Here is a 12,747-nt window from a genome sequence, read left to right as displayed (position 1 = left end):
GTTATTGGTTATCCGTTAAGTTAAGTTTGATCATGGCAATTAAACCACGTTTGTTTGAATGGTTTTTCAACACGATAGTTCCATTTAAGCGTTTTAATAATTCTTTTACAATAGTTAACCCTAAGCCACTGCTTTTGATCGGTGCATTTTCTGGTGCTGGCCCTTGGTAGAATGCATCAAATACTTTTTCGATAGCAGGAGAAGTAATGCCAGGCCCTTGGTCAGCTATAGTACAAATAAGTTGCTGTTCATCTTCAAAAACATCAATAAAAATTTTACCGTTATTGGGTGAATATTTAATTGCATTTGATAATACATTATCAAAAATGACTGATAACTGTTTACTATTTGTTGTTAAGGTAATTTTGTCTATATTTAGTACGGTTTCAATATTTTTTCCATTTAGTTCAAGCTTTCGTGCGGCGAGGCATTCATCAATTAAAAGTGAAATATCAACAGGTGCAGCAGAAAGTAAACTCGTTGAATCAAGTACAATATTAAAATCTAAGAGCCCTTCAATTAACATTTGTAATCGATTTACGTTACTGCGCATAATTTCTGTGACTTCATATTGACCTTCATTGAGTTGTCCTAAACTGTTGTCATAGAGCAATTCTGTACCTTCACGTATTGCAGCAAGTGGCGTTTTTAATTCATGGGATATATGACGAATAAAGCTAGATTTTTGTTGCTCTAAGGTGTGCAACCTTTGGCGCATTCTTTCCAGGGCTTTAGCAATATTTTGAACCTCAGTTGCGCCAGAAAAAAGAATTTCATCATCAAACTTGCCCGTTTCTAAACGCTGAATTTTACGCTGTAAAGATTGTAATGGTTTTAAAATCATTAACGAAAATAAAATAGCGATGATGATGGTAACGGGAATAATAAAAACGCTATTTAATAATACCTTTTGAGTTGTATTTGCACTTGATTGTACTCGGCTTACTTGGAACTGAATAAGCGCTTCACTTTCATTTCCTAATTGAGCACTGAGGTTATTCATGGATTTAAAGTATTGTTGCAAATCGTCTAAGGTGGGTCTTTCTAACGCGGTTATTTGCAACATGGTTTTATTTACTTCTTGTCGCAATGATTGGCATAGCCTGTTAATTGCCCGTGAAGAGGCTTGTTGCTCATACTGTTTGAGTACTCTGTTTACTTGTTGCTGCTGGCGATAAACACGATCAAGTAATTCTTTCTCTTCTAATACAATATATTGGCTGGCAGTACGTTGTAATAAATTTAATGAAGCACTTAATTGTCGGTCATTTGCAACTGTTGCAGCAACACTTGAAATACTAGAGGCACTTTGTTCGGCTAGTTGGTGCAGTTTTTGACTGCCATAAAGTAAGGTTAATACCAAGGGTAAAATCACTGAGGTAAAACCAAAAATGGTTAAATGTTTAATCGAAATATTGCGGAGTGTTAAGTTCAAATGAAGTCGCCTAACCATTAACAAGTAAAGAGTATGAATAGTACGTATTTTTACGGTATTAAGCGGGGAATACAACACTGTCTTTAATTGGCGACAGTTAATTTATTAATAAAAATTATATTTAACACACTGATCTTAAAATAAAAAATAACTCTCGAACTGCTTTATCCCAGCGATTAAATTTTTTAGCCTTCAATACTGTCGCCAAATGGCAACAGTTCTTAACGTTTATTGTCAGCTTTATTTTTATAAATTAAATAAAAACAATGCCTTGTAAAGTTGGCGCGCTTACTGCTTTAGTGAGTCTGAACATTCCCAACACTCTTTAATTAACAAAAGCAAAAAGGAAAATTTATTATGAAACCAGTTAGTTTAAAAAAGGTATGTGCAGTTGTAGCATTTTGTACCACAGGTGCTTTTCTAGTTAACGCTAATGAAAAACCAACAGCTCCTAGCATTGATAAGGGTGAAAAAGTTGCAAACCTTACTACTGATAAACAAATGACCTTTGACCAGCTATTAAAGAACTATGATGATGATAGCAATGGTTTATTAAGTAAAAAAGAGCTAGAAAATGTATTAGATACTGGTTTGTTAGCATCATTTGATGATATTGACACCAATAGCGACCAAGCAATTAGTGCAAGTGAATTTGCGCAGTATGAAGGTAATAGCTAAACAATAGCTTTAAAACTAAGGAATTAGGGGTTACCGATTATTGCTTTCATTGCTGATAAGTTAACGTGATTTATCAAAGTAAGGCTTATTGGTCACGGCCAAACTGAGTGATGTAAATCAATATCAGTAGCCCTTATACCAGTTGTTTTGGTATTTACGATTCCCCCGTTTATGTCGACTGTCTTCCCAACTCTCAGTCGGCTTTTTTTCGTGTGTAAAAAGGCCCCCGATAATGAAAACAATGCCGCGATATGTTCAACTAAATAATTGGATCTTTGAAGTCAAAGCCGTAAGAGCGTTACGTGTTGACAACTACGGTGATCCCTATAGTGCTATAGCCTCACTGACCGTTAACGGTGACAATGCCTACTTTGATGGTTTACTTAGCAGGGAAAATGAAGTGTTTACCCGAGATGATTTTACAACCTTTAAAGAATTTTGTTCTCAGTTGTCGGTAAAACATGCTAATTTCGACCGATTTAAACAATCATCTATGGTAAGTGCTAAAGTTGATATTCCTCAATATCAATCACCAGTGGCGAATGTATTTCAGTTGGTTAAGTAACAAAAAAGAAAAGTAAATAAAGTGGTTATTGAATGGCGATTTATTGATAGTTATCTCTAAATTGAGAGGGAAGCTCGCCAAATAATTGTTTAAACTTTTTGCTAAAATAGCTGTGATCGCTAAATCCAGCCTTTTCTGCAACTTCCGCAATTGGCGTGGTTGTTTCTACTAATAATCTTCGTGCTTGTTCTAAACGTAAATCATTAATAAATTGCTTGGGTGTTTTCTTTAAATACTTTTTAAACCTTCGCTCTAACGCGCTTACTGATAAATGGGCAACCTGCGCTAATGTTTCAATCGTCAGTGGCTGATCAAAATGTTCTTTAATATAATCAACCGGAACTTTTACTGCCTCTAAACCGGTTAATGCCATGGCTTGTTTTTCTAAGTGTCTGGTAATACCGTATGACCCAATAATCTTGCCTTGATTATTATACAATGGGCGCTTTGTCGTGCTATACCAAGCAATATGGCCTCCTACATTCATATTCATTTCTAATCTTTCAGTGACTCGTTCGCCAGCCAGAATTTTCTCATCATCACGAATAAATTGTTTAGCGATATGCGCAGGCGCAAAGTGGTAATCGGTTTTACCAACAACCTGCTCAATAGATTTAACCCGTTGATGTTCTACAAAAGCTTTATTGGCATAGATAAATTGGTGTTTTTCATTTTTGATCCAAAAAAGTGTATCGGGTAATAAATCAAACATTTTTATCAGCTGTAAGGTTTCTATTTGTTCAAGTAATGTTCTGTCAACGCTCATTTATAGTCCAAAGTTAAAAATTGAAATTCTGCAAATTATAATAGCCGTTCGCCGATTTTGTTGCATTAAAAACCGATTTATTAATAACACTTTATGTGCAGTAAGCCTATATTAAATGGATAACCTCTAAATAATTGGGCCAGTAATGAATAAAATACGTATGGGCATGGTTGGTGGTGGTCAAGGCGCTTTTATTGGCGCTGTACATCGTATGGCCGCTTTTCTAGATGGCAACATTGAACTTGTTTGTGGAGCGTTTAGTAGTAATGCCGAACGTAGTCAACAATCAGGAGCTGACTTAAATATTGCTCAACAGCGATGCTACGCAAGCTATCAAGAAATGTTTGAACAAGAGGCGGCGCTTCCAGCTGAACAACGCATGGAGTTTGTCGCAATTGTTACTCCTAATTATTTGCATTTTCCCGTCGCAAAAATGGCGATAGAGTACGGATTTCATGTGTTATCAGATAAACCGGCAACCATCGATTTAGCAGAAGCATTAGCGCTTCAATCATTGCTTGAGCAACATAATACCTTGTATGGATTAACACATACTTACAATGGCTACCCGATGGTTAAACAAGCTAAACATCTTGTTGCATCAGGTGAATTAGGCAATGTCATCAAAATTGTTGTGGAATATAGCCAAGGTTGGCTTGCATCAAAAGATGATGAAACAAGTAAACAAGCCAGCTGGCGTTTAGACCCTAAAAAATCAGGTATAAGCTGTTGTATGGGAGATATCGGCGTACATGCCGCAAATTTAGCTGAATATGTTTCAGCGTTAACCATTACACAATTATGCGCAGATCTTGAAACGACGGTTGCCGACCGACAACTTGATGATGACGGTACCGTTTTATTGCGCTTTTCAAACGGGGCAAAAGGGGTGCTGCTTGCTAGCCAAGTGTCGATTGGTGAAGAAAATAATTTACGTTTGCGCATATACGGTGATAAAAAAAGTCTTGAATGGTGGCAAATGGAGCCGAATACCTTGTGGCTAAAATCAGCTGACCAACCTACTCAAATGTTAAGAGCTGGTGTTGGGGAGATGTGTGACCAAGCTCTTAATGCGATGAGAACACCTGCTGGTCACCCAGAAGGCTACTTAGAAGCGTTTGCCAATGTTTACCAAAACTTTGTTGGTCAAGTGCGTGCGTTTCAGCGTGGCGAAGATGCTAGCAACGAGACTCATGATGTTCCCGGTATTACCGAAGCCGTAAGAGGAATGGCGTTTATTGAAAATACCGTACGTGCGAGTCAATCAGACATGAAATGGCATCAATTATCGTGTGCGACAGAATAGAGAGGAAAAGTGATGACACAAATTAAAGGCCCAGGCATATTTTTAGCTCAGTTCTGTAGTGATGAAGCGCCGTTTAACGACTTAAAAACCATTTGTGAATGGGCGGCTAGTTTAGGCTACAAAGCGGTGCAAATTCCTACTTGGGATAAACGTTTATTTGATTTAGAAAAAGCCTACGAAAGCGAACATTACTGTAATGAAGTTCACGCGATTGTAAAGCAGGCCGGACTAACAATTAGTGAACTTTCAACACATCTTCAAGGCCAGTTAGTCGCCGTTCATCCTGCTTATGATGCGCAATTTGATAGTTTTGCGGTTGAAGAAGTTCGTCATGATCCTAAAGCTCGAACTGAATGGGCAATAAAGCAAGTCACAATGGCGGCGAAAGTGAGCCAACGATTAGGTTTAACAGCACATGCTACGTTTTCAGGTGCGTTGTTATGGCAAACAGTTTATCCATGGCCACAACGACCAGCAGGCCTTGTAGAAGACGGTTTTGCAGAGCTTGCTAATCGCTGGTTACCGATTTTAGATGCCTATGAAGAGGCCGGCGTTGATCTTTGCTTTGAGTTACACCCAGGAGAAGATTTACACGACGGCGTAACTTTTGAGCGCTTTCTTGCGGCAACAAACAATCATCCGAGGGCAAATATTCTTTATGACCCTAGTCACTTTGTATTACAGCAATTAGATTATTTAGCCTTTATTGATATTTACCATGAACGAATAAAAGCTTTTCATGTAAAAGATGCTGAATTTAGACCTAATGGACGTAGCGGTGTATATGGCGGATATCAAAACTGGCAAGAGCGCCCTGGACGTTTTCGTTCATTAGGTGATGGTGAAATCGACTTTGCACAAATTTTCAGTAAATTAACTCAATATGGCTTCCATGGTTGGGCAGTGCTTGAATGGGAGTGTTGTTTAAAGCACCCAGTAGATGGTGCTCGTGAAGGTGCGCCGTTTATCGAAAAACATTTAATTCGAACACCTGAGCATGCCTTTGATGACTTTGCTGCAAGTGGTCAAGATGAGACATTAAACAGAAAAATTTTAGGTTTATAAGGAAGAGTATGAAAACAATAAATAAAAATACGCTTTTTACTGCCTGTTGCTTAGCGTTGATCGTTACCGCAATGACTTTTGCTATCAGAGCGGGTATTTTAACGCAATTAAGCCAAGAATTTGCATTATCAGATGCTGAGCTTGGCTGGATTAATGCGATGGCCTTTCTAGGCTTTCCTGTAGCGATGATGTTCGGCGGCTTACTTTATAACTACTTAGGCGCAAAAAAGCTCGTACTCATTGCCTTTGTTGGTCACCTTGTTGGCTTATTGCTGACCATTTCAGCGGATGGCTTTTGGACGTTATTAATATCAACCTTCTGTATCGGTTTTGCAAATGGCGCGGTTGAAGCCGGTTGTAATCCTATGATTGCCGATATGTATCATAAAAACCAAACCACTATGCTTAATCGTTTTCATGTGTGGTTTCCAGGCGGTATTGTTATTGGTGCGCTTATTTCAAAATTATTTACCGATGCGGGCATCGGCTGGCAAATTCAAATAGCGATCATGATCGTGCCAACGCTTATTTATGGTTTTTTAATGTTCAGCCATCAATTTCCGCAAAGCGATAATATTGAAACCTCAACGCGTAAAAACATTAAAGGACTGTTTTCACCCTTGTTTTTATTTATGGCGTTTTGTATGACCTTAACGGCAACAAGTGAGTTAGGTACTCAACAATGGATTGAGCGAATTTTAGGCGCATCAGGTGCGTCGCCTATGCTAATTATGGCACTTATTACCGGTGTTATGGCAGTCGGCCGTTATTTTGCAGGACCTTTAGTTCATCGTTTAAATCCATCAGGTGTATTACTTGGCTCAGCAGTAATGACCACTATTGGTATTTATGCCATGAGTGTTGCCACAGGTGGTGCCGTTTATTTATGTGCTTTAATTTTTGCCTTGGGTGTTACTTATTTTTGGCCAACGATGATCGGCTTTGTCGCTGAAAATATTCCTCAGTCAGGCGCTTTAGGTATGTCGATCATGGGGGGAGCAGGTATGTTTGCTGTAAGTATGTGGAACCCATTTATTGGTCAGTGGATTGACGATGCACGACAAGCGGCTTTGCTTGAAAACCCTGATCCGCAAATGGCGGAGTTAGTCGCAGGTCAAGCGGCGTTAGCAAACCTGTCAATTTTTCCTGTTATTCTTATTATCGCCTTTGCAGGGCTGACATTTTATATGCGAAAACGTAAGCACGCGACAGAATAAAGCAAGGTTGGGGAAAGTATGAGTAACAATATTTTATTAAAATCAACGAGTAAACGTGCCTTTGTTAAAGGTTTGTCTGCATTGATGGGGGCCAGCACTGTCGCGCACTTAACTGCAGGAAATGCGCTAGCGTCTGCGATGTCTTTTCAACAGAAAACAGGGGGACAGGCACGTAAATTATTTACTAAACAACAATTTAATGTACTTAGTGCCGTTTGCTCAACGATTATCCCTGAAACAGATACGCCTAGTGCGGCACAACTTAACGTACATGGTTTTGTTGACCATCAATTAGTTACTTGCCATCAAAAAGCTGAGCAACTAAATGCTTTGGCGATAATTGATTTGATTAATGCTAAAGCAAAGCAATTATATACCGCTGATTTTTATCAACTTACGACTATGCAAAAAGTTCAGATATTAGAAAGTATTGAATCCGGTGCTATGGGTTTCACTGCGAAACATCAACAGCAGTTTAGTGGTTTAAAGGCGTTGATTGTTTTTGGCTATTTTACGACAGAGGTTGGGGCAACGGAGGTCTTAGCTTATCAAGCAGTTCCTGGAGGATTTAAAGGTTCAGTGCCTTATGACTCAGTTGGGAAAACATACGGCTCACTTGCTTATTATTAAGTAAATTTGGCACGGGTTTAGCGTTGTTAAGAGGTTAGCTATGCAACAAGATATATATATTCAACAAAGTGATCATATCTATGATGCACTGGTTGTTGGCTCTGGTGTCAGTGGCGGTTGGGCAGCAAAAGAGTTATGTGAACGTGGGCTTAAAACACTGATGATCGAGCGCGGTCGCATTGTTGAGCATAGAAAAGATTACCCGACAGAAGGCAAGGGTGTTTGGCAATACCCTAACCGCATGAAGGTCGATAATCTGTTAGTTGAAGAGCAATATAAAGTGCAACAACAGTGTTACGCTTTTCACGATGGTACTAAACATTTTTTCGGTAATGACAAAGACTTGCCTTACAGTACGAAAAAAGGCACGAATTTTAGTTGGATACGTGCTAATCAGTTAGGCGGAAAATCACTGCTTTGGCATCGGCAATCATATCGGTTCAGCGACTATGATTTTAATGCCAATAAGTCAGATGGTCATGGGAATGATTGGCCTATTCGCTATGACGATATTGCTCCTTGGTATTCACATGTTGAAAAACATGCAGGTATTTCAGGTAATTATGATGGTTTACCTCAATTACCAGACAGTGAATTCTTGCCTCCTTTTGACTTTAGTTCGCCGGAAATAATGCTGAAAGATAAATTTGCAAAACTATTTCCAGAACGACCGATGATAATGGGCCGCACCGCTCATTTAACTAAACCTACTGAACTTCATTATTCGCAAGGTCGAGTACAGTGCCAAGCACGAAATGAATGTCAAAAGGGCTGTTCTTTTGGTGCTTATTTTTCAACACAAAGCTCTACGCTGCCGGCAGCGGCTAAAACAGGAAACTTACATATTGCGCCTAATAGCGTAGTTCATAGTTTAATTTATGATGAAAAAACCAATCGTGTAAAAGGTGTACGGGTGGTTGATAATGATGACTTATCAACCCGTGAATATTACGCAAAAGTGGTATTTTTGTGTGCATCTACGCTTGGTACAACGCAGATCATGCTTAATTCGACTTCGAAAAAATTTCCAAATGGTATCGCTAACAGTTCTGGCACACTAGGGCATTATTTGATGGATCATAATTACAATGCTGGTGCTTTTGGTCGTGTTGAAGGTTTTGAAGATGAAACCGTATCAGGCAGAAGACCTACCAGTATTTATATTCCAAACTTTCAATTTGAGCCAAAGCGTTATAAAGACCATTATGTAAGAGGGTATGCGCTAGCTGGTGGCGCTGGTCGCGGTGGCTGGAAAGGCGCCGCTAATAGTAAAGGCATAGGTGTTGGATTTAAACAAAGGCTCACCCAAGCGGGTGACTGGTATTTTAACTTGATGGCTCAAGGTGAAATGTTACCACGCTTTGAAAACCATGTAGCGTTGCATTCCACCAAAAAAGACAAATGGGGTATACCGCAGTTACATATTGATTGCACGTGGTCAGCAAATGAAATAGCCATGATGGCTGATGCCGAAGAAACCGCAAGAGATATGTTGATAAAAGCGGGCTTAAAAGATGTAAAAAGTTATAACTCAATTGATGGCGCTCCACCAGGGTTAGCCATTCATGAGGTGGGTACTGCACGCATGGGGCGTGATCCGAAAGATTCGGTACTGAACGGCTTTAACCAAACACATGATATCGCAAATTTATTTGTCACAGATGGTGCAAGTTTTTGCTCTTCAGCGGTAGTTAATCCCTCACTAACGTTCATGGCATTAACTGCAAGGGCGGTTGATTATGCAGTAAAAGAAATGAATGCTAAACGAATTTAAATAACAAGGAATAAATCATGAAAAATAAGCTAATTACCTTAATGTGTGCTTGCTTACCTTTTATTACTCAAGCTGACCAAGGGCATCAAGAAAACAACGTAATTCCTAAAATAAGCGTGCAATTATGGTCGGTGAAAGACGATATTAAATCATCTTTTAAACAGACCATTTCATCACTTGCTAATATGGGGTTTCAAGGGGTTGAGTTTGCTGGAAGCTTTGGGCCATTTGAAAATAATCCAGAAGGGTTGAAAACGTTTCTAAGGTCAAAGAACTTAACCGTGAGTGGTGCACATTTAGGCTTTGAACAACTGAATAAGCAAAATTTTGCTGATACGGTTGCGTTTTATAAGGCTGTGGGCGTCTCGATGCTTATTGTACCTTGGGATGAAAGAGCTTGGCATCCAGAAGGTGTGAAAGAAGTGGTTAGTTTATTAAATGACTTAAGCGTTCAGTTAAAACCTCATGGTATGCGCATTGGCTTTCATAATCACGATCAAGAATTTAACAGTTTTGAGGGTACAACCTATTGGGACTACATTGCAAAAAACACCTCACAGGACGTAGTGTTACAGCAAGATGTTGGTTGGACAACTTATGCCGGCAAAGACCCTGTAGAGTACGTAAGACGTTATCCAGGAAGAACATTAACAACACACTACAAAGTAAAATTGCCTGAAGGCACTGAAGGGAAACTGCCTATCATTGGAAAAGACACTATTGATTGGTTAGCGCTAACTAAGGCAAATATAGCCGTTGGTGGAACATTGTGGATCGTGGTTGAACAAGAAGAATATCCAAACGGCTTAACGCCGATGGAAGCTGTTCAGCAATCGAAAAAAGGCTTAGAAAAAGTACTTAAGCAATTATAACAAACAGCATAAGAGCAACATAATAATGACAAAAATACCTGGAATGCAGCAAGCAACACATAACTTCAAAGCCGTTTTAATTACAACAGCGTGTTTATTATTTTCATCGTCAACGATGGCTGAAACTAGTAATCAACTAACTGATGCTGAAAAACAAGCTGGCTGGCAATTGTTGTTTGACGGAAAACAAGCATCGCAATGGCGAAATTACCAACAACAAACACTGAGTAAACAATGGCAAGTAATTGACGATACACTTACCTTAACTGGTAAAGGTGGCGGCGATATAATTACACAAGCACCCTACGAAAATTTTGAATTGAAGCTTGATTGGCGTATTTCAGAAGCTGGCAACAGCGGCATTTTTATTCGTGTCGACGAAAAAGGGAAGTATGTCTATTCTCGCGCGCCAGAAATTCAAATTCTCGATAACTTAAAGCACAGTGATAGAAAAGATCCGACGCATCGCTCAGGTTCATTATACGACATGATTGCATCGCCTGACAGCTCACACAAACTAGCAGGAGAGTGGAATAGCGTTAGGATACGTGTAAATCAGGGGCATTTAGAGGTCTGGCAAAATCAAGTGAAAACCACGGATATCGTTATTGGTAGTGATAGATGGAATGGGCTAGTAGCTAAAAGTAAATTTGCTACGTGGCAAGGCTTTGGTGAACAAGCGAATGGCTATATTGGCTTACAAGATCATGGCGATGTAGTGTCATTTAAAAATATCAAAATTAAAGAGCTTTAGTCATGAAAGATAAAAAGCATCCAGTAATCGTAGTGGGCTCTGGTGCGGGTGGTGCAATGGCTGCCTATGTACTGACCAAAGCTGGACATCGAGTATTAATGTTAGAAGCGGGTCGAAATTATGACCCTAAAACAGAAACACCAATGTTTAAAACAAACGGTGAAGCGCCGTTAATGGGCGCAGGTAATGTAGACAAAGACTTTGGTTTTTATGATGCAACCGTTGACGGTGGTTGGAGCGTTCCTGGAGAACCCTATACCACTGGTGAAGGTTCTGATTTTTTATGGTGGCGTGCACGAATGTTAGGCGGAAGAACCAACCATTGGGGCCGCTATTCATTACGTTTTAGTGAACATGACTTTAAAGGAAAGTCACGAGATGGTTTAGGTGCTGATTGGCCATTCGAATATGAAGACTTAGCACCATGGTACGATAAAACGGAATATTTAGTTGGTGTATGTGGCACAAATACTGGCTTAGATGATATGCCAGACTCATCAGATGGCATTCTTCAACCACCGCCAAAACCTAGAGTACCAGAATTATTAATTGCAGCAGCGACAAAGAAACTCGGCATTCCAACAGCGCCAATGCATCGAGCGGTGTTGACCCGCCCTAAAGATGATAGACAGGCGTGTTTTTACGCAACACCATGTGGTCATGGTTGTTCTATTGGTGCAGCTTTTCAAACCACAACATCTTTAATTCCTATGGCGAAAGCAACAGGAAATTTAGACGTCATTACTGATGCAATGGTTAAGAATGTGACGGTTGATCAGCAAGGCAAAGTAACGGGTGTTTGTTATATTGATAAGCAAAGCAACACTGAAACATGTCTCAGTGCAAATGTCGTTATTTTAGCAGCAAGTGCCTGTGAATCTGCTCGCATAATGTTGAACTCTAAAAGCAAGCATCACCCAAGTGGCTTGGCTAATTCAAGCGGGCAGTTGGGGCGTAATATTATGGACTCAACGGGCACTGGCCTAGGAGCGTACATTCCCGCTTTAGCCGGAAGACCAAGGTATAACGAGGACGGTCATACTGCTAATCATTTATTCATTCCTTGGTGGGGACACAAAGCACAAGAAAAAGGCGAGCTTGATTTTCCAAGAGGTTATCACTTTGAAATTGGCAGTGGATTTGGTCAACCGGGCTCTGGCGTAAGTTCAGGCCTACAAGGTTATGGTACGGCATTAAAGCAACAAGTAAGAGATAAATATGGTTCGTCAGTTTACTTGAGCCTTCGAGGTGAAATGCTGCCAAATGAACATTGTTACATGGAAATAGACGACAAAGTCAAAGACAAGTGGGGAATTCCCGTTGCCAAGTTTCATTGGAAATGGTCAAAGCATGAATTGAATCAAGTGGCTCATGGCTTAAAAACCGCAAAAGAAATATTAGAAACCATGGGAGCAACGATTGACTACCCATTGCCTTCTGCTGAAAAAGCTATTTTGAAAGGCGGACAAATCATTCATGAAGTTGGCGCAACAAGAATGGGCGATTCGCCTAAAGATTCTGTGACAAACCAATGGGGACAAACGTGGGATTGCGATAACTTATTTGTTATGGACGCTGGGGTTTTTGCTTCAAATCCACACAAGAATTGTACATTAACTATCATGACATTAGCGATGCGAAATGCAACGTGGCTTTCTGAGCAAATGAACAAGGGAGCACTATAA

General features: G+C 39.8%; 12 protein-coding genes. 10 read left to right on the top strand and 2 right to left on the bottom strand.

Annotated elements, in window-relative coordinates; all coding sequences use genetic code 11:
- Position 1: 1 nt before the first annotated feature.
- Positions 2-1,435: a HAMP domain-containing sensor histidine kinase gene (locus Q4489_RS08430; RefSeq protein WP_303479031.1), complete on the bottom strand. Its 1,434-nt coding sequence runs from the start codon at positions 1,433-1,435 to the stop codon at positions 2-4.
- A gap of 357 nt (positions 1,436-1,792) precedes the next feature.
- On the opposite strand from Q4489_RS08430, the gene Q4489_RS08425 reads away from it, so the two are divergent.
- On the top strand, positions 1,793-2,113 hold the full coding sequence (locus Q4489_RS08425; RefSeq protein ID WP_303479028.1) for a hypothetical protein: 321 nt from the start codon (positions 1,793-1,795) through the stop codon (positions 2,111-2,113).
- Positions 2,114-2,345: 232 nt separating this feature from the next.
- Positions 2,346-2,678 carry a hypothetical protein gene (locus Q4489_RS08420; RefSeq protein WP_303479026.1) on the top strand — a complete coding sequence of 111 codons (333 nt, stop codon included), beginning with the start codon at positions 2,346-2,348 and terminating at the stop codon, positions 2,676-2,678.
- 40 nt (positions 2,679-2,718) lie between these two features.
- Here Q4489_RS08420 and Q4489_RS08415 read toward each other — a convergent pair whose 3' ends face one another.
- Complete coding sequence (locus tag Q4489_RS08415; protein ID WP_303479023.1) at positions 2,719-3,444, bottom strand: AraC family transcriptional regulator; 726 nt, start codon at positions 3,442-3,444, stop codon at positions 2,719-2,721.
- 145 nt (positions 3,445-3,589) lie between these two features.
- Between Q4489_RS08415 and Q4489_RS08410 the strand changes: the two genes are divergently transcribed.
- The 8 genes from Q4489_RS08410 to Q4489_RS08375 are packed head-to-tail and all read left to right on the top strand — an operon-like array spanning position 3,590 to position 12,747.
- Positions 3,590-4,750 carry a Gfo/Idh/MocA family protein gene (locus Q4489_RS08410; protein ID WP_303479021.1) on the top strand — a complete coding sequence of 387 codons (1,161 nt, stop codon included), beginning with the start codon at positions 3,590-3,592 and terminating at the stop codon, positions 4,748-4,750.
- A 12-nt stretch (positions 4,751-4,762) separates the two neighbouring features.
- Positions 4,763-5,815 carry a sugar phosphate isomerase/epimerase gene (locus Q4489_RS08405; protein WP_303479019.1) on the top strand — a complete coding sequence of 351 codons (1,053 nt, stop codon included), beginning with the start codon at positions 4,763-4,765 and terminating at the stop codon, positions 5,813-5,815.
- An 8-nt stretch (positions 5,816-5,823) separates the two neighbouring features.
- Positions 5,824-7,032 (top strand): sugar MFS transporter, encoded by a 1,209-nt coding sequence (locus Q4489_RS08400; protein WP_303479016.1) that lies wholly within the window; start codon positions 5,824-5,826, stop codon positions 7,030-7,032.
- Positions 7,033-7,050: 18 nt separating this feature from the next.
- Positions 7,051-7,662: a gluconate 2-dehydrogenase subunit 3 family protein gene (locus Q4489_RS08395; protein ID WP_303479014.1), complete on the top strand. Its 612-nt coding sequence runs from the start codon at positions 7,051-7,053 to the stop codon at positions 7,660-7,662.
- Positions 7,663-7,702: 40 nt separating this feature from the next.
- Entirely contained in the window at positions 7,703-9,436 is a 1,734-nt protein-coding gene (locus Q4489_RS08390; RefSeq protein WP_303479012.1) for a GMC oxidoreductase, read from the top strand.
- A 17-nt stretch (positions 9,437-9,453) separates the two neighbouring features.
- Complete coding sequence (locus tag Q4489_RS08385; protein WP_368389590.1) at positions 9,454-10,308, top strand: sugar phosphate isomerase/epimerase family protein; 855 nt, start codon at positions 9,454-9,456, stop codon at positions 10,306-10,308.
- Between the two features lie 25 nt (positions 10,309-10,333).
- Positions 10,334-11,062 (top strand): DUF1080 domain-containing protein, encoded by a 729-nt coding sequence (locus tag Q4489_RS08380; protein ID WP_303479011.1) that lies wholly within the window; start codon positions 10,334-10,336, stop codon positions 11,060-11,062.
- Positions 11,063-11,064: 2 nt separating this feature from the next.
- The gene (locus Q4489_RS08375; protein WP_303479009.1) at positions 11,065-12,747 is read left to right on the top strand and encodes a GMC family oxidoreductase; all 1,683 of its coding nucleotides are present in this window, start codon (positions 11,065-11,067) and stop codon (positions 12,745-12,747) included.

Source organism: Thalassotalea sp. 1_MG-2023, from assembly GCF_030546745.1.
In the GTDB taxonomy this organism is placed as follows: Bacteria; Pseudomonadota; Gammaproteobacteria; order Enterobacterales; family Alteromonadaceae; genus Thalassotalea_C.
This window is presented reverse-complemented; position numbering and strand designations above follow the sequence as displayed.